The 16,953-nt window shown below is 70.6% G+C and carries 13 protein-coding genes and 1 tRNA gene; 3 read left to right on the plus strand and 11 right to left on the minus strand.

What is annotated here, in order from left to right; all coding sequences use genetic code 11:
- Positions 1 to 158 precede the first annotated feature (158 nt).
- Positions 159 to 722 (minus strand): HIT family protein, encoded by a 564-nt coding sequence (locus ACWD4O_RS18155; RefSeq protein ID WP_451280886.1) that lies wholly within the window; start codon positions 720 to 722, stop codon positions 159 to 161.
- A 67-nt stretch (positions 723 to 789) separates the two neighbouring features.
- Between ACWD4O_RS18155 and ACWD4O_RS18160 the strand changes: the two genes are divergently transcribed.
- Positions 790 to 1,458: a potassium channel family protein gene (locus ACWD4O_RS18160; RefSeq protein ID WP_451280888.1), complete on the plus strand. Its 669-nt coding sequence runs from the start codon at positions 790 to 792 to the stop codon at positions 1,456 to 1,458.
- Between the two features lie 29 nt (positions 1,459 to 1,487).
- On the opposite strand, the gene thrS is transcribed toward ACWD4O_RS18160, so the two are convergent.
- From thrS to ACWD4O_RS18175, 3 genes are all read right to left on the minus strand, one after another.
- Positions 1,488 to 3,464 (minus strand): threonine--tRNA ligase, encoded by a 1,977-nt coding sequence (gene thrS / locus ACWD4O_RS18165; protein ID WP_451280890.1) that lies wholly within the window; start codon positions 3,462 to 3,464, stop codon positions 1,488 to 1,490.
- A gap of 89 nt (positions 3,465 to 3,553) precedes the next feature.
- On the minus strand, positions 3,554 to 4,780 hold the full coding sequence (locus ACWD4O_RS18170) for a hypothetical protein (RefSeq protein WP_451280892.1): 1,227 nt from the start codon (positions 4,778 to 4,780) through the stop codon (positions 3,554 to 3,556).
- Positions 4,777 to 5,343, minus strand: a complete 567-nt coding sequence (locus ACWD4O_RS18175; RefSeq protein WP_451280894.1) for a DUF4365 domain-containing protein — start codon at positions 5,341 to 5,343, stop codon at positions 4,777 to 4,779. The genes ACWD4O_RS18170 and ACWD4O_RS18175 overlap by 4 nt, the downstream gene beginning before the upstream one ends.
- A 169-nt stretch (positions 5,344 to 5,512) precedes the next feature.
- Between ACWD4O_RS18175 and ACWD4O_RS18180 the strand changes: the two genes are divergently transcribed.
- Complete coding sequence (locus tag ACWD4O_RS18180) at positions 5,513 to 6,238, plus strand: 3'-5' exonuclease (protein ID WP_351907923.1); 726 nt, start codon at positions 5,513 to 5,515, stop codon at positions 6,236 to 6,238.
- A 56-nt stretch (positions 6,239 to 6,294) separates the two neighbouring features.
- On the opposite strand, the gene ACWD4O_RS18185 is transcribed toward ACWD4O_RS18180, so the two are convergent.
- Together ACWD4O_RS18185 and ACWD4O_RS18190 are read right to left on the minus strand one after the other, a co-directional pair.
- Positions 6,295 to 6,366: transfer RNA gene (locus ACWD4O_RS18185), tRNA-Val, on the minus strand.
- A 39-nt stretch (positions 6,367 to 6,405) separates the two neighbouring features.
- Positions 6,406 to 6,852, minus strand: a complete 447-nt coding sequence (locus tag ACWD4O_RS18190; protein ID WP_451280896.1) for an SRPBCC family protein — start codon at positions 6,850 to 6,852, stop codon at positions 6,406 to 6,408.
- A 79-nt stretch (positions 6,853 to 6,931) separates the two neighbouring features.
- Between ACWD4O_RS18190 and ACWD4O_RS18195 the strand changes: the two genes are divergently transcribed.
- On the plus strand, positions 6,932 to 9,337 hold the full coding sequence (locus ACWD4O_RS18195; protein WP_451280898.1) for an SCO7613 C-terminal domain-containing membrane protein: 2,406 nt from the start codon (positions 6,932 to 6,934) through the stop codon (positions 9,335 to 9,337).
- Between the two features lie 7 nt (positions 9,338 to 9,344).
- Here ACWD4O_RS18195 and ACWD4O_RS18200 read toward each other — a convergent pair whose 3' ends face one another.
- The 5 genes from ACWD4O_RS18200 to ACWD4O_RS18220 form a co-directional block, all read right to left on the minus strand.
- Positions 9,345 to 12,080: an exo-rhamnogalacturonan lyase family protein gene (locus tag ACWD4O_RS18200; protein ID WP_451280900.1), complete on the minus strand. Its 2,736-nt coding sequence runs from the start codon at positions 12,078 to 12,080 to the stop codon at positions 9,345 to 9,347.
- A gap of 131 nt (positions 12,081 to 12,211) precedes the next feature.
- Complete coding sequence (locus ACWD4O_RS18205) at positions 12,212 to 12,811, minus strand: hypothetical protein (RefSeq protein ID WP_451280902.1); 600 nt, start codon at positions 12,809 to 12,811, stop codon at positions 12,212 to 12,214.
- A 5-nt stretch (positions 12,812 to 12,816) separates the two neighbouring features.
- Entirely contained in the window at positions 12,817 to 13,728 is a 912-nt protein-coding gene (locus ACWD4O_RS18210; RefSeq protein WP_451280904.1) for a carbohydrate ABC transporter permease, read from the minus strand.
- A complete protein-coding gene (locus ACWD4O_RS18215; RefSeq protein WP_451280906.1) occupies positions 13,728 to 14,726 on the minus strand; it encodes a carbohydrate ABC transporter permease in 999 nt (332 codons plus the stop codon). The genes ACWD4O_RS18210 and ACWD4O_RS18215 overlap by 1 nt, the downstream gene beginning before the upstream one ends.
- The gene (locus ACWD4O_RS18220) at positions 14,726 to 16,015 is read right to left on the minus strand and encodes an ABC transporter substrate-binding protein (protein ID WP_451280908.1); all 1,290 of its coding nucleotides are present in this window, start codon (positions 16,013 to 16,015) and stop codon (positions 14,726 to 14,728) included. The genes ACWD4O_RS18215 and ACWD4O_RS18220 overlap by 1 nt, the downstream gene beginning before the upstream one ends.
- Between the last annotated feature and the right edge of the window lie 938 nt (positions 16,016 to 16,953).

The following is a 16,953-nucleotide window of genomic DNA, read 5'->3' on the forward strand; positions in this document are numbered from 1 at the left end:
GCTGCTCGGCGCGCTGCTGACGGAGTGGAACCTGTTCGGGCTGGAGTGGCGGCCGATCTTCCTCATCAACCTGCCGGTCGGCATCGCGGGCCTGACCTTCAGCCCGGGCGTGATTCTTCAGCCCGTCCGGGCTGAAGGATCACGCCCGGGCTGAAAGATCACGAACCTGACGGCCAGGCGTCTGCCAGCATTTTCCTGGTGTCCGCCAGCAGCTGGGGCAGTACGCGGGTGTGGCCCACCACCGGCATGAAGTTCGTGTCGCCGCCCCAGCGGGGCACGATGTGCTGGTGGAGGTGGGCGGCGATGCCGGCTCCCGCGACCGTGCCCTGGTTCATGCCGATGTTGAAGCCGTGTGCGCCGGACGCGGTGCGCAGGGCCGTCATCGCCTGCTTGGTCAGCTCGGCGAGCTCGGCGGTCTCCGGCACGGTCAGGTCGGTGTAGTCGGCCACATGCCGATAGGGGACGGTCATCAGGTGGCCGCCGTTGTACGGGTACAGGTTCAGCACCGCGTACACATGCTCGCCACGGCGGACGATCAGACCGTCCTCATCGGATTTCGCCGGGATCGAGCAGAACGGGCAACCGTCGTCGGCCCCCGGGCCGGTCGGCTTGTTCTCGCCCTGGATGTAGGCCATCCGGTGGGGCGTCCACAGGCGCTGGAACGCGTCCTGCGTACCCACTCCGATCTGCTGCTCCGGCTCACTCGTCATGCAAGGCAGCATATTGCTTCGCCCGTTCGCGGCGTGTCGGCGGGGTTCGGGGAAAAGCTCCGCGGGCCAAGCTGGGCCGATGGACGAAGACAGCCGTCAGGCCCGCTGGGAACAGCGCACCGAGCTCCCCCTCGCGTTCGCCTCTCTGGCGTTCCTCGCCATGTATGCCGTCCTGGTCCTCGCCCAGGATCTGCCCGGCGTCTGGCGGGACCTGGTCACCGCGGTGCTGACCGCGACCTGGGCGCTGTTCGTGATCGACTACGGGGTGCGCTGGCGGCTCAGCGGACTGCGGCTGGGCTTCGTGCGCAGGCACAAGCTGGACACCGTGGTCGTGGTGCTGCCCCTGCTGCGCCCGCTGCGGATCGTCAAGGTGTACGAGGCCGTACAGCGTCGGCACGGCCAGCCGCGGCTGTCGCTGCACGCGCGCGTGATCACCTACGCGGGGCTGACGACGCTGCTGCTCGGTTTCGCGTGCTCCCTCGCCGTCTACGACCGGGAACGAGGAGCACCGGGCACCACCATGCACTCCTTCGGGGACGCCCTGTGGTGGGCGTGCGAGACGCTGACGACCGTCGGCTACGGCGATGTCGTCCCGGTCACCTCCGGGGGCCGGACCATCGCGGTCGGGCTCATGGCGTGCGGGCTCGCCCTGCTCGGCGCGGTGACGGGGTCGTTCTCGTCCTGGCTGATCCAGGTGTTCTCCCTGAAGGAGGACGCCGCGGACGGCGGCGGGCCCCCGGAGAGCTGATCTCCCCGGGGGCCCGCCGTACGACCGGATCAGATCTGCGTACGCTCCTCGACGACCTTCGCGATCTTCGCGATGGCCTCGTCGAACGGGATGCCGTTCTCCTGCGAGCCGTCGCGGTAGCGGAAGGACACCGAGCCGTTCGCCATGTCCTCGTCGCCCGCGATGACCATGAAGGGCACCTTCTGCTTCTGGGCGTTGCGGATCTTCTTCTGCATACGGTCGGAGGAGGAGTCCACCTCCACCCGCAGGCCCTGCTTCTTCGCGGCCGAGGCGAACTTCGCCAGGTACTCCACGTGTCCGTCGCCGATCGGGATGCCGATCGCCTGGACCGGGGCCAGCCACGCCGGGAACGCGCCCGCGTAGTGCTCCAGGAGCACCGCGAAGAACCGCTCGATGGAGCCGAACAACGCACGGTGGATCATGACCGGGCGCTGCTTGGCGCCATCCGGACCGGTGTACTCCAGGTCGAACCGCTCGGGCAGGTTGAAGTCGAGCTGGATGGTCGACATCTGCCAGGTGCGGCCGATGGCGTCCTTGGTCTGGACGGAGATCTTCGGGCCGTAGAACGCGGCGCCGCCCGGGTCGGGCACCAGGGGCAGGCCCTGCTTCTCGGCGACCTCGCGCAGCGTCTCGGTCGCCTCCTCCCAGGCCTCGTCGGAGCCGACGAACTTCTCCGGGTCCTTGGTGGAGAGCTCCAGGTAGAAGTCGTTCAGGCCGTAGTCCCGCAGCAGGCCGAGGACGAAGGTGAGCGTCTTGTCGAGCTCCTCCGACATCTGCTCACGGGTGCAGTAGATGTGCGCGTCGTCCTGGGTGAAGCCACGCGCGCGCGTGAGGCCGTGCACGACGCCCGACTTCTCGTACCGGTACACGGTCCCGAACTCGAAGAGGCGCAGCGGCAGTTCACGGTACGAGCGGCCGCGCGCGTCGAAGATCAGGTTGTGCATCGGGCAGTTCATGGGCTTGAGGTAGTAGTCGACGCCCTCGTCGAGCTGCATGGGCGGGTACATGCCGTCGGCGTACCAGTCCAGGTGGCCCGAGGTCTCGAAGAGCTTCCCCTTCGTCGCGTGCGGGGTGTAGACGAACTCGTAGCCCTCCTCCTCGTGCCGGCGGCGCGAGTAGTCCTCCATGACCCGGCGGATGATGCCGCCCTTGGGGTGGAAGACGGCGAGGCCGGAGCCGATCTGCTCGGGGATCGAGAACAGGTCCAGCTCGGAGCCCAGCTTGCGGTGGTCGCGCTTCTCGGCCTCGGCGAGGAAGTCGAGGTGGGCCTTCAGCTCCTCCTTGGAGGGCCAGGCGGTGCCGTAGATGCGCTGGAGCATGGGGTTCTTCTCGCTGCCGCGCCAGTACGCGGCGGCGTTGCGCATCAGCTTGAACGCCGGGATGTTGCGGGTGGTGGGCAGGTGCGGACCGCGGCAGAGGTCCTTCCAGCACAGGTCGCCGGTGCGGGCGTCCAGGTTGTCGTAGATCGTCAGCTCGCCGGAGCCGACCTCGACGTCCGCGCCGTCGTCGCTGGAGGCGGCGCCCTTGAGGCCGATCAGCTCCAGCTTGTAGGGCTCGTCGGCGAGCTCCTCGCGGGCGGCCTCGTCGGTGACCACGCGGCGGGCGAACTTCTGCCCGCGCTTCTGGATCTCCTGCATCTTCTTCTCGACGGCCTTGAGGTCCTCGGGCGTGAACGGCTTCTCGACGTCGAAGTCGTAGTAGAAGCCGTCCTTGACCGGCGGGCCGATGCCCAGCTTGGCCTCGGGGAAGAGCTCCTGCACGGCCTGGGCCATCACATGCGCGGTGGAGTGGCGCAGGATGTTCAGGCCGTCCACGGAGGAGATCTCGACGCCCTCGACCTCTTCGCCGTCGGAGAGCACGTACGACAGGTCCCTGAGCTCGCCGGCCACGCGCGCGGCGATGATCGAGCGCTCGCCGGCGAAGAGGTCGGCGGCCGTGGTGCCCGTCGTCACCGTGCGCTCTTCCCGCTCGGAATCGCGTTGGATGATCACACGGACGTCTGACACCGGTCTCTCCTGACTGAAGGGGGTGCGGCGCCATACCGGGAGCGCGCGCAAGAGGCGATCGTACCGACCCGCACCCGCCTACCGCGAAATCATTCCTCGCGGTCCTCCCCGCCGCAGGCCTCCTCGAAGAAGTCGAGGTTCTCCTGCAAGGACTTCATCAGCCGGTCCCGCTCGGCGTCGTCCACCTGCACGGGCACCACCCCGCAGGCGCCGGTGAGCCTGCGGAACCCGCCCCGGCTCTCCAGTCGGCCCTGCACCCGCACCGGCAGTCCGACCAGGTGGGCCTGCCCGGCGATGCGGTAGTCCTCCTCGTCGAGGGTGAGCCGGACGTGCGGGATGTCCGCGCCGGCCAGCACCCGCAGCCGGACGCTGCCGTCGCCGCGCGGCCCCGACCTGCGCATCCGGACGACCGTGCCGGTGACCCGCACGGGCACGGAGGGCTCCTCGCGCAGGTAGCGGGCGCCTGCCGCGCGCAGCACGGAGAGGTCGCCGGGCGAGAACTCGACCGGTTCACCGCCCGAGGCGCAGTCCTCGGGGACCCCGGCGGCGGGCGACCACTCCACGGCGATCCGGGCGCCCTCGGCGCCCCGCACGAGCGCGATCAGCGCCTCGGTGAGCTCACGGCTGGCGCCGGCCTCCACGGCCCCGTCGAAGGCGTCCATGCCGCCGGTGGCCCGCTGGTAGTCGATGGCCTCGCGGACCGCGTACAGGGCCTGGTGGAGGCGTACGGCGAGGGGCCGGGCGACGGCGACGGGCGCGAAGGCCGTCAGCCGGCGCCCACCGGCCGCGGAGCCGACGAGGACGCTCTCCAGCGTCACCAGGGCCGCGCGCCGGTGCCGGGCGCCGTAGTAGCCCGCACGCGCGCGTGTGGCGAGCGCGCCGGCGAGCAGCATCTGCCGGGCGGCGCCGCGCAGCTGTTCCTCGACGGCCCAGGAGGCGGCCCCGGCCGGCCCGGTCGGCGCATCCCGCCACCAGCGGATCTCGTCGCTCGGCACGGCGAGCCCGACGAGCACCTCGCGCGCGGAGGGCGTGCCGCTGCGGGCGAGCGCCAGGAGCGCCTCGCCGACCAGGTCGTCGCTGTCGGGGAAGGCGCGGCTCTCCGGCACGAGCAGGCTGATCCCGCCGCCGCCCGGGCCGGGCGGGGTCCAGCGGCCGTAGCGTCCGGCCGCGCCGCCGCGCCGCTGCCAGCCGTGCCGGCGCAGCAGCGCGCCGAGTACGGCCGGGTCGACGTCGCCGGGGTCGGGGTCCTGGTTCCAGTGGGCCACGGGGTGGGGCCGTACGGCCCGCAGTGGCTCGTCGAGGGGGCGGTGGGTCATGGTCTGCCTCCCGTCCCGGCCCGCGTCATGATCTCGCACAGCGCCCGGTCGTCGAAGATGCGTGTGGTCGGTATCCGCACGGTGGTCCGGGTCCGGCCGGTGATCGGGTGGCCGGCGAGATTGACCCAGTAGCAGCAGTGCCGCAGGTCGAGGCGGTCGTGGCCGGCACGCAGCCAGTCGTCCTGGGCTCTGGGCACGAGCATCACGACGAGGATCTTGTGCACGGACACCGGGGTGCGGGCGAGCTTGCGCAGGTGGTCGTTGTCGAGTGTGAAGGAGAAGTAGCGGCCCGGCGGGTTGGGTCGCACCTGGTAGGTGGCCTTGAGCTGCACCTTGATGGTGACCTCGTCGTCGACCGTGTGGCCGGGTGAGCCATGACTGACGTGCCAGTCGATGCCGTTGTCCGGAAACGGTTGCGACAACGAGCAGCCGGCCGCCGCCGCGACGGCGTGCAGATAGCCCACCTGCAGTGTCTCCATGCAGGCGGTGGTGGCGAGTGTCCCGCGGTGAATGCCCTCGCGTTCGGGCAGCAGCCCGCCCCGCTCGGGCTGCGCTATCGCCATGACCAACAGCCTTCCACGCAATGCCGATACCTGTGACGGGCCCGCTGAACTGCAAAGACCCGTACTCGTGTTGTGTCCTTCCGGCGTACGGCGCAAACAGCCCGGGTATCACCAAACAGGCAGAAGACGGTGCGTCAGCTGCCGTGGGTGAACGAGGGGTTGAGTTGGTATGACGTACTGGTACGAGGGCCCTCTGGCCGCTTTCGACACGGAGACGACGGGCGTCGACGTGGAGACCGACCGCATCGTGTCGGCCGCTCTCGTCGTCCAGGACGCGCCGGGTGTACGGCCGCGGGTGAGCCGATGGCTGGTGAACCCGGGCGTGCCGGTGCCCGCCGGGGCGACGGAAGTGCACGGACTGACGGACGAACATCTGCAGCGCAACGGCCGCTGGCCGTCGCCGGTGATGCTCGAGATAGCCGAGCTGCTCGCCGAACAGGCCGCCGCGGGACGCCCGTTGGTGGTGATGAACGCGCCGTTCGACCTGACGCTGCTCGACCGCGAGCTGCGCAGGCACCGCGCCTCGTCACTCACCGACTGGGTGGACGCGACGCCGCTGCGGGTGCTGGACCCCCGGGTCCTGGACAAGCACCTGGACCGCTACCGCAAGGGCCGGCGCACGCTCACCGACCTGTGCGCGCACTACGAGGTGACGCTCGCAGACGCGCACGACGCGGCGGCGGACGCCCTGGCCGCCCTGGAGGTCGTCCGGGCGCTGGGCCGGCGGTTCGCGGCCCGGCTGGAACGGCTGACCCCCGCCGATCTGCACGCCCTGCAGACCGCCTGGCACGCGGCTCAGGCGCGGGGGCTCCAGGCGTGGTTCGCGCGCAGCGGGACTCCGGAGACGGTGGACACATCGTGGCCGCTGCGTCCGGAGCTGCCGGCGGCGGCCTGAAGGCGGACCGGCATGAAGAAGGCCGGTCCGCGCATTGCGGACCGGCCTTTTCCCGGTGGGCGATACTGGGTTCGAACCAGTGACCTCTTCGGTGTGAACGAAGCGCTCTCCCACTGAGCTAATCGCCCGGGAACGGACTGAACAATACAGGTCCCCGCGCGCTTCCTTCAAACCGCTTCCAGGTGTGCCGCCAGGCCGCGCCGTCCGGACCGCATCATCAGCCGGTGGTTCAGCCGGAACACCGGCCGCCCGGGCACGGCCAGCCGCCGCAGCAGCGGCTTGTTGACCTGGACGACCTGGTCGTAGCGGGCGAGGGCGCCGGGGCCGTCGGCGGTGATCGTCCAGCGCGCCCAGCCGTCGAGGTCGCCCGTCATCGCGATCTCCAGCACCCCGGCCGCGGCATCGCGGCGCACGGCACGGGCGGTGAAGGTCAGGTCGTACGGGAGGAGCGAGCGGATGCGGATGACGCCGGTCGTGTCGTCGAGGCGGTTCACCTCGCGGACCTGACGCCACCAGCGCGGGTACTCCTCGGCCCGCTCCAGCACGTCGTACACGCGGGCGGGCGGCGCGGGCAGGGCCCACTGGCTGCGGAAGCGGTAACGGGTCCGGTCCATGGGCAGAGTGTGCCCGCGCGCGGGTCCGACCGACGACATCCGGCGACGGCATTTGAGTACGTTCTGAGTACGTGCGCTCATGTCGGCGCACGTGACGCGGACCACACTCCGAGGCATGACGCATTTTCCGTCCCCGGCCGAGGAGCTGCGGCTCCTCGACAGCGAGCTGAGGCAACTGGACGCCCGTCGGGCCCAGTTGCTGGCCCGCCGCTCCTGGCTGGTCGCCACGCTCCAGCAGACGGTACGGCCGGCCCCGCCGCAGTGGCCGAGCCGGCCGGCGCCCGCGGGACCGTCCGCTCGCCCCGAGGCCACCGCGCCGGGCGTGCAGAACGCGCTCCTGCTGCTCGGCGGCATCCTGCTCACCATCGCGGCGATGGTGTTCACCCTGGTCAGCTGGGGTCATCTGGGTATCGCCGGCCGGTCCCTGGTGCTGGGCGCGGTCACGGTGGCGGTGCTCGGCGCGCCGGTGGCGCTGCTGCGGCGGGGGCTGCGTTCGACCGCCGAGTCGGTCGCGGGCCTCGGCCTCGCGCTGACGGTGCTGGACGCCTACGCGCTGCGCGAGGTCGCGTTCACGGCGGCGGACGGCACGACGTACGCGGCGGCCGCCGCCACCGCGCTGGCGGCGCTGTGGGCGGCGTACGGCACGGCGCTCGCCGCGCTCCCGGGCTCGGCCACGGTGCGGCTCCCCCGCCCGGCCGCTCTGGCGGTCGCTCAACTCGTGTTGCCGCTCTGGGCGATCGCGGCCGGCGGCGGGGCGCACACGGTCACGGCCGCGGTGCTGCTGACGGCCGCGGCGGACGCGGTCGTGGCGCTGCGCGTGTCCGAACGGCCGCTGCGGCTCGTCGCCGTGGTCGGCGCGTTCGGCACGGGCGGCTGGGGCGTCCTGGCAGCCGGTCTGCTCTCCGTGGACGCGGCCGGTGCGGGCGCTGCCGCCCGGGCTGCGGCGCTGCTCTGCCTGGCGGCGGCGATCGCCCTGGGCGTGTCCTGGTTCGCCCCTCGGGCCGATCTCGCGACGGGTACGGCGGCGGCCGGCGCTCTGTGCGTGGTCGCAGGCCTGGGCGGCGTCCTGCGGGTGTCGCTGCCCGGCGACTGGACGGTACCGGCGTATCTGGCGTGCGGTATCGCGCTGTTGGCCGTGGTGCGGGGCCCGGAGGCGGTGCGCCGGGGCGTCGCCTGGGCCTCCGGCGTCGTACAGGCGGGCGCGGTGCTGTGGGCCGTACCGGCGGTCGGCGTCACGCTGCTGGGGCCGACGGCCTGGCTCGGGCACATCTGGTCCGGGGCCCCGGCCGACGCCCGGGTCGCGGCGACGGTCGACGCCTTCTGGCCGCCGCACGCCGTCACGGTGCCCCTGATGCTCGCCGCGGTCGCCGCGGTCCTGGCGACGGCGGTCCGCAGCGAGGAGTGGCGCCCGCAGGCCCTGGCCGCCGCGCCGACGTTGCTGTGGGCGGCGACGCTGGTCACTCCGGCGGCGCTGCAACTCCCGTACTGGGTAGGCCTGTCGGTGCAGGGACTCCTGACTCTGGTGCTCCTCGTGCCGAGGGCGCGGACGGCCACCTGGTCGGCCCTGGTCACCTCCCTCGGCCTCGCCCTGCTCTCCCTGACCACCGAGCCGACGACGCTCATCGTGCTCGCGGCGCTCACCGCGGCCTTCGCGGCGACCGCCTGGCGCGGACGCCTGGCGCCGGTGTCCGCGGCCGTCTCCCTCGGCTACGCCACGGCCCTGGCCTGCGCCGTGGGCGCCGCCGCCGGCTGGCGGCCGGAGCACATCGCGCTGCTGGTGCTGGTGGTCCCGGTGGTCGCGGCCCTGGTCGCGGCCCGGATCGGCGACCCCGCGACCACGGTCGCGGTGGAGGCGGCCGGAGCCTTCGCCGGCCTCGTCGCCATCGCTCTCGCGGTCCTCGACCTGCCGCTGCTCGCCCTGGTGCTGTCCCTGTGCGCGGTGATCGCGGCAGGCACCGCCGTACGCCCGGACCGCCGCTCGGTCGGTTACGCGTCCGTCGCGCTCTTCGTGCTGGCCGCGTGGGTGCGGCTGGCGGCGTGGCGGGTGGGGCTCCCGGAGGCGTACACCCTGCCGGTCACGGTTCCGGCGCTGTTCGTCGGGGCCCTGCGCCGGCGCCGCGACCCCGCGGCCTCCTCCTGGACGGCGTACGGTCCCGGGCTCACCGTCACGCTCCTGCCGAGCCTCGCCGCGGCCTGGGGAGACGTCGAGTGGACCCGCCCCCTGCTGCTGGGCGCGGGCGCGCTGCTGCTCACCCTGCTCGGCGCCCGGCACCGGCTGCAGGCCCCGCTCGTGCTGGGCGGCTCGGTGCTCGCCCTGGTCACGCTGCACGAACTCGCCCCGTATCTCGTCCAGGTGACCGACGCGCTCCCCCGCTGGGTGCCTCCCGCCCTCGCCGGACTGCTGCTGCTCGCACTGGGTGCGACGTACGAGCAGCGGCTGCGCGATGTCCGGCGGGTGCGGGAGGCCCTGGGGAAGCTGGACTAGCCCTCGGCTACGGCATCCTGTCGCCGAGGAGGGCCAGGTTCTCGATGGCGGCGAGGCCGTAGAGCGCGGTGTCGTTGGTGGACACCCAGGTGGCCTCGCTGCCCGCGACCAGGGCGGCGGGGCCGCTCACCGGCTCCGTCTTCCACGGCGAGGACTCCATGTAGCCGTCGGAGCTGTAGAACTTCGTCCACGCCCGCTTGGCGAGCACCTCGTCGCCGGTCTGGACGGCGGCGTAGGCGTCGAGGCGCGAGTGGCCCTGGAAGAGCAGCAGGGTGCCGAAGTTGCTGCCGTAGCGGGCCGCCTGTTCGGCCTTGGTGGCGTTGAAGTAGCGGCAGTAGTCGAAGTAGGCCTGGTCGAACTTCGGCATGTCGACCAGGTGGATCAGTTCGGCGCACAGTTCGTTGAGGCCGAACACGGCCGACAGGTGCGAGACGCCGACGACCGGGGCGGCGGCGACGGCGAACCTGCCGGTGTCGAGGTCGTACAGCCCGCTGCCCTGCACGAAGCCGTTGGGCTGGGCGGCGATGGTCTCCATGGTGGACAGGACACGCGCCTTGGCCTTCTCCCACTTGGGGCCCTTGCGCTCCCACTCGGTGAGCCACGCCGACACCAGGCCGCTCCAGTCGGTGCCGAAGCCGATCGACAGGGCGTGCCGGTCGGGCGTGTAGGGCTCGGTGCGGATCTTGCGCAGCGGGTCGAGGGCGAGGAACGTCTCGTCGGAGTCGACGTTGGCGTGCATGAGGTCGCCGACGCGTTCGTCCGCCGTGAGGAAGTAGTAGTAGCGGCGGTAGGTGGTGTTGGCGATGCGCTGCTGCTTGGCGCTGTCCGCGTAGTGCTGGACTCCGTGCCGGGTGCCCAGGCCGGCCCACTGGCCGATGTGGTAGACGTCGACCTCGCCGGTGTGCCGGGTCATCGCCTCGGCGAAGCGGAAGATGTCCGCGCGGCCGGAGCGCAGGTAGGCGAACCAGAGCCAGAGGTCCGGGGACAGCTCGGAGTTGTCCCAGGCGTAGCCGCCGATGTCGTACCGCCACTGGCGCCGGACGGTGTCGTAGGTGTGCATGATGTCGCCGTAGTCCCAGAAGCCGTACCAGCGGCGCTGCTCCACCTGGTCCTTGTAGTAGGTGAAGAGGAAGTCGAGGTGGTCCTCGATCTTCGCCTTGGCGGGGGTCGAGCGGTCCGGCTCGGAGTAGAGGCCCGGGCCGAAGACCTTCGCCTTGATGAGCTGCTTCGGCGGGGCGGCGAGCTGCGGCAGCACCCGGACGGCCTCGACCTGTTCGGCGAGCGTCTCGGGGGTGGGCGTCGACCCGTTGGCCCAGAACAGAAGCTCGGAGGTGCGGGCGATCCCGTAGGGGGTGCCGAAGCCGGGCTCGTAGTCCTCGTAGGTGATGTTGAGGCCTTCGAGCTGCTCGGGGAAGGTGTCCTGGCCCATGCCGTCGTGGTAGAAGCGCAGGTCCATGGGCTGCGCCTCGGGCGACCAGAGCCAGAGGGTGACCTCGGCGGCGTCGGTGTGCGCGTCCCGGATGTCGAGCTGCGCGGGGTGCTTCTCCCAGAAGTCCCTGAGGCCGAAGGAGAATCCGCCGCTCGCCCCGCCGACGTACCCGAAGCCGGAGGCCCGCTTGCCGCCGCCGGCGCCGACCCAGCCGTAGCCCTTCTTGGTGCGCTTGCGGAGCGTGAAGCCGTCCGCCGACAGCTGGGAGAGGGTGTAGTCGCCCCACTCGGGGATGTACTGGAGGCGGGTGGTGACCCGTTGGTCCCAGGTGGCGGGGTCGGGGAGCTTCTGGCCGGCGTACTGGGCGGCCTGGACGGCCGCGCCCGGGTCGCGGCGCAGACCGGTGATGCCCTTGACGGCCTCGCGCAGCAGTCCGGTGCCCTCGCCGCCGATGCGGATGTGCCGGTCGTAGGCCTCGTCGCGCATCGGGACGGTGAAGCGGACGCCGATGCCGCGGATGAAGTCGCCGCTCGCCCTGCCCGGCTCCTGCTTCCCGTCGAAGGTGACGGTGTGCACCATCCGGAAGGAGTCGGCGCCCGCGTAGAAGTAGAGGCGGATGGAGAACGGGAGCCAACTGCGGCTGCCCTTGCGGTGCTTGCCGTCGATGCGGACCACCGCGCGGACCGGGCCGGACTGCTCGACGGTGACGCCGTCGATGGCGCCCTCGAAGCGCTCGGTCCTGACCGTGCCCTGGTCCTCGTCCTCGATCTCGGGCTGGCGGATCAGGACCAGTCGGCCGTTCCTGGCGATCTCGGTGGCGCCGCGGGTGACGGACTTGATCAGCGTGGCGCCCGACTTGCCGATCTTCGCGGTGATGACGCCCGTCGACACGTCGATGGTGCCGCCGCTCTTGTCGACGGTGACCTTCTGGGTGGGAGCGGCCGGGGCGCCGGGGGCGAGGGTGAGCTTGCCGGTGCCCGAACTCACCGCGTGCGCGGTCCACTTGAGGGAACCGTCCGGCCAGTAGGCGAGGGGCCAGGACTGTACGGGGACGTCCTTGCCGGCGGCGTCCGTCAGCGCGAAGGTCTGGTCCTCCTGGTACGCGCCCATCGGCCAGGGCACGCCGAGCGTGGAGCCGGGGGCGGCGCCGAGGCCGCCGTCCTCCAGCCAGTCCAGGGTCACCGGATCCGCGTCGGCCGCGGCGGCTCCGGGCGCGGCCTCGGCGTCCTTGGCCCCTAGCGCCCAGCTGAACTGTGCGGCGGCGCCGGCGACGGCCGCCGCCCTGAGGAGGGACCTGCGGGGGATGGGAGACATGAGATGCGGCCTTCCTTTCCGTTCCGTGCGGGATGCAGAGCAGGGTGATCAGGAGCGATCAGAAGTAGTCAGGGGCATGACAGAGTGAGGCGCGGCGCCCGTCCCGGACGCCGGCCCTGGGACAGTACCGGTCAGCGGCTGAGGTACCGCTGCTCCACCGCCACGGCCGCGGCCACGACGGCCCCCAGGACGGGGACCGCCAGCGGCGCGACGAACCAGGCGGACAGGGCCACCACGGCCAGCCCGCCGACGACGAGGAAGGAACCGGCCGGGTCGAGCACCGTCCGGCGGCCCGCCTGCCGGAGCAGGTCCCGCCAGGCGGAGTCCGGCGTCCATACGGCCGCCGCCCGCAGCCCGGCGACGGCGAGCCCGATCAGCGCGAGCACGCCGACGGCACCCACCAGCGGCCCGCCAGGAAGCCCGGCGCGCACGGCCTGGACGTCGACCCAGACCGCGGCCGCCGCCAGCCACCCGGCGAGCCCGACGAGCCGGCCGCCGCGCACGGCCGCCCGGAAGTCGCGGACGAACTCCCGCCAACCGCCGCCCTGGTGGGCGGTGTGCCGACGCAGGTGGCGCGCCCCTGCCGCGAAGGCCGCCGGGTAGGTGACCACCCCGAGCGAGGCCACGGCGATCCACACGCCGGTGAGCAGACACTCGGCGAACACACCGAACCGCTCGGCGACGACGGACTCCCTGCGTGGGGTACGGGCCTTCACGCGCGCCTCGGACATGCCGGTCAGCCCTTCAGCCCGGACGTCGCCATGCCGTCGATCAGATAGCGCTGGAAGGCGAGGAAGAAGGCCAGCACCGGCAGGAGCGCGACCAGCGACATGGCGATCATGCCGCCGTAGTCGGCCACGCCCTCCTGGTCCACGAACATCTTCAGACCGAGGGAGACCGTGTACTTGTCGGGTTCGTTGAGGTAGATCAACGGCCCCATGAAGTCGTTCCAGGAGTTGATGAAGGTGAAGATCGCGCTGGTGATCAGGGCCGGACGACACAGCGGGAGGACGATCGACCAGTAGATGCGCAGGTGCCCGCAGCCGTCGAGCCGGGCCGCCTCGTCGAGTTCCTTGGGCAGGTTGCGCATGAACTGCATCATCAGGAAGACGAAGAACGCCTCCGTGGCCAGGTACTTCCCGAGCAGCAGCGGGGTGTACGAATTGATCATGCCCATGTTGCGGAACAGCACGTACTGCGGGATCAGCAGCACGTGGTACGGCAGCAGGAGCGTGCCGATCATCAGCGTGAAGAGCAGATTGCGGCCCGCGAACCTGATCCGCGCGAAGGCGTACGCCGTCAGCGAGCAGGAGAGCAGGATCCCGATCACGGAACCGACCGCGAGCGTGAGCGAGTTGAGGAAGAACGTGGAGATCGAGATGTCCGCGATGCCCTCGGACAGCCGGGTGTAGTTCGAGGTGATCGGGGAGCCCGGGAAGAGATCCAGGCTGCCGACGATGTCCTCGCTCTTCTTGAAGGAGCCGCCGATGACCCAGACCACCGGATAGAGGATCACGGCGAGGATCGCGAGGGAGCCGATGTGCCAGGCGAGCGATCCGGGCAGCCGGCGCCGGAACGCGCCGCCCTTCGTGGACCTCGTGGACTTCGTGGACGGGGCCGGGGCGATCTCGGTGGCCTGTGCGCTCATCAGGCGCCCTCCTCGTAGTGCACCCAGCGCTTCTGGGACCAGAACAGCACCGCCGTCACCAGGGCGACCGCGATGAGCAGCATCCAGGCCATGGCGGACGCCAGACCCATCCGGCTGTTCTCGAAGCCCTGGACATAGAGGTAGCAGGTATAGACCATCGAGCCGTCCGCCGGCCCGCAGGCGTTGCCGCCCGCGCCGCCGCCGACGATGTACGCCGAGCTGAAGATCTGGAAGGAGTGGATCGTCTCCAGCAGGACGTTGAAGAAGAGGACGGGGGAAATCGTCGGCAGCGTGATGTTCCAGAACCGCCGCAGCTTGCCGGCCCCGTCGACCTCGGCCGCCTCGTACAGCTCCCGGGGGACCTGCTTGAGGCCGGCCAGGAAGATGACCATGGGCGCGCCGAACTGCCAGACGGTGAGCGCCACAAGGCTGTAGATGATCATCTCCGGGTCGCCGGTCCAGCCGCCGACGTCGATCCCGAAGAGCTTCTGCGTACGATCGACGATCGCGTCGTCCGAGAAGATCGCCTTCCAGACGATGGCGACCGAGACACTCGCCCCGATCAGCGACGGCGCGTAGAAGGCGGCCCGGTAGAAGGCCTGCCCGCGCCGCTTCTGGGCCAGCAGCAGCGCCACGCCGAGGGCCGCGAGCAGCTTGAGCGGCGTCCCGACGACGACGTACCACATGGTCACCTGCACCGAGTGACGCCAGCGCGGATCGTCGAACATCTCGGAGAAGTTGTCGAGACCGATCCACTTGGGCGCGTCGAACAGGTTGTAGTCCGTGAACGCGAAGTAGAGCGAGGCGATCATCGGGCCCGCGGTGAGCAGCAGGAAACCGGCGATCCAGGGAGACATGAAGAGATAGCCGGCCAGGTTCTCCCGACGGCCCCGCCGTTTGAGTTCGGCGGGGCGCGGGGAGTTCACCGGACCGTGCCGCGGCTCGGAGTCCTTGGCCAGGCCCTCCATCGCAGGGGCGTGTGTCACGGCGGTTCCCATCAGCCGGCGAGAGCCGTCTTCGACTCGGTGAAGAACTGCTTGACGGCCTCGTCCACCGAGCGCGTGCCCAGGGCGAGCTCCTCGGCGATCCGCAGGAAGGCCGACTCACAGATGTCCGCACCGTTCGGGTGCGGGGTGATGGGCTCCAGGACGCCCGAGGCGACGAGGGACTCCTCGTACGCGGCGATCGACTTGTTGACCTCGTCGGTCGGCTTGAACGCGTCGAACTGGGCCTGTGTCGCGGGCACCCCACGGTCATAGCCCATGATCTTGGCGACCTCGGGCTCGTGCACCATGAAGTCGATGAACTGGGCGACCTCCTTGGGGTGCTGCGTCCGCTTGGAGGCGCTGAGCATGAGGGAGCCGAGGTACTGGCCGGTCTTCTTGCCGTCCGTGGTCGGGATGGGAGCGAGTCCGTACTCGCTCTTGCCCTCGGAGGTGTAGCGGACGGTGAAGTTGTCCCAGGTGAACTCACCGGCGGCGAGTTCCGCGGAGACGGCCGACTTGGGCTTGACCTGGGCGACCTTCTTGGCGTCGGCGTAGATGCCGTCCTGGACGCCCTGCTTGGCCTTCGTCCACCAGTCCGTCAGATCGGCCTCGGCGAAACCGAGTCCGTCCCCCTTGAAGAACGCCTTGCCGTTCTGGCGCAGGTAGAGGTCGTAGAGGTACATGACGCCGTACATGCCGCTGTCGCCGGCGCGCCCGGTCTTGTCACGGATCTTCGCCATCGCCGCGTGGAAGTCGTCCCAGGTCCAGCCCTGCTCCGGCTTGACGCCCGCCTTGGTGTAGACAGGCTTGTCGATCACCAGGGCCATCGAATTGGAACCGACCGGGACTCCGAGGAGTTTGCCGTCCACCTCGCCGAACTTCGCGAGGCCGGCCCGGAAGCCGTCCGTGGAGAGGTTGCCCGCCTCGACCTGCTCGCTGAGATCCAGCAGCACGTTCTTCGCTTCGTATTTCCGCAGGAATCCAATGGCATTCTGGAACACGTCCGGCGGATTGCCGCCGGAAGCCTGGGTGTTGAACTTCTTCCAGAAGTCGCCGTAGGGCTGAAAGTCCGTTTTCACCTTGATCTTCGGATACTTCTTCTCGAAGAGCGCGATGGTCTTGTTGATGCGCTCCGCGCGGTCCTCGGAACCCCACCACGCGTAACGGATCGTCACCGTTCCGTCCGACGAGGTACCGCTGTCGCCCCCGCATCCGGTGGTCGCCGCCAAGCCCAGCGTGACCGCCGTGGCCCCCGCGGCCTTCAGAACCGTACGCCTCTCAACATTCCTGCTGGTTCCCACAGTCGGGCCCTCCCCGCAGCGTCGTTGCCGCTTGCATGAATCGTTTCAAGAAAGCGCTTGCTGGCACAAGGTACGAGGGGCTTGAGAGAGCGTCAATGATTCGGACAGGAATTTCTTGTGAGGCAACAGTGCGGCGACGGGGGTGCGCGGCGGGATCGTGGAGCTTGCGATGCCGCGAACTCCCTGGTGAGAGGCGTGCGTTCGGATCATCGAACGGAGGATCAGGCTGCGAGCGGCCGAGCGGGACGACTGAAATCCGCCCGCACGGACGGGGGATGCGGGGCGGGCGGGACGAATGACAGGGGGAGGGAGGGGAGTTGACGTTGTGACGGCACGGTATGGCCGGATGTGGCGGCGCAGGGGTACGGGCGCGGGTGATAGGGGGACGGGGCAGGGACGGCTGCGGACGGTCACCGGGGGCTCGGCGATCTTGACGATCATGGCAATGCCGGGGGTGATGACGGGGGCGATGACGGGGCGATGACGGCCGGGTGCGCGGATTGGGGCAGGTGCCTTGAGCTGCTTCGAGGTGCCTTGAGATGCCTTGAGATGCCTGGAAGCGCGCCTTGAGGTGCTTCAGGAATCTGGGCTGGAGCTTGCGCCGTGGCGCACGAAGCCGGGGTGGCGGCGGTCGTGAGGCGCTGCGCTCGCAGCTCGCGACCGCCGCATGAATCGAAGGCTGAGACTGCGGTATGCCGGGCGAATCGGAGCTTGGCCCATGATGTGCCGTGCGAATCGGAGACTTGGCTCCTGAGTGGCGCACGCGGCCGAGGCTGAGCTCGTCGGGTGGCGCAGGCATCGGGGGCCAGCTCGTCGCGGGCTGCAGGCATCGGAAGCTGAGTTCGTCGCAGGCCGCAGGCATCGGAAGCTGAGCTCGTCGCAGGCCGCAGGCATCGGAAGCTGAGCTCGTCGCAGGCCGCAGGCATCGGAAGCTGAGC

The organism is Streptomyces sp. NPDC002623, from assembly GCF_053592635.1.

Coding starts and splice junctions, on each gene's coding strand:
- ACWD4O_RS18155 (WP_451280886.1), bottom strand. CDS start 722: ATGCTGCCTTGCATGACGAGTGAGCCGGAGCAGCAGATCGGAGTGGGT.
- ACWD4O_RS18160 (WP_451280888.1), top strand. CDS start 790: ATGGACGAAGACAGCCGTCAGGCCCGCTGGGAACAGCGCACCGAGCTC.
- ACWD4O_RS18170 (WP_451280892.1), bottom strand. CDS start 4,780: ATGACCCACCGCCCCCTCGACGAGCCACTGCGGGCCGTACGGCCCCAC.
- ACWD4O_RS18175 (WP_451280894.1), bottom strand. CDS start 5,343: ATGGCGATAGCGCAGCCCGAGCGGGGCGGGCTGCTGCCCGAACGCGAG.
- ACWD4O_RS18180 (WP_351907923.1), top strand. CDS start 5,513: ATGACGTACTGGTACGAGGGCCCTCTGGCCGCTTTCGACACGGAGACG.
- ACWD4O_RS18190 (WP_451280896.1), bottom strand. CDS start 6,852: ATGGACCGGACCCGTTACCGCTTCCGCAGCCAGTGGGCCCTGCCCGCG.
- ACWD4O_RS18195 (WP_451280898.1), top strand. CDS start 6,932: ATGTCGGCGCACGTGACGCGGACCACACTCCGAGGCATGACGCATTTT.
- ACWD4O_RS18200 (WP_451280900.1), bottom strand. CDS start 12,080: ATGTCTCCCATCCCCCGCAGGTCCCTCCTCAGGGCGGCGGCCGTCGCC.
- ACWD4O_RS18205 (WP_451280902.1), bottom strand. CDS start 12,811: ATGTCCGAGGCGCGCGTGAAGGCCCGTACCCCACGCAGGGAGTCCGTC.
- ACWD4O_RS18210 (WP_451280904.1), bottom strand. CDS start 13,728: ATGAGCGCACAGGCCACCGAGATCGCCCCGGCCCCGTCCACGAAGTCC.
- ACWD4O_RS18215 (WP_451280906.1), bottom strand. CDS start 14,726: ATGGGAACCGCCGTGACACACGCCCCTGCGATGGAGGGCCTGGCCAAG.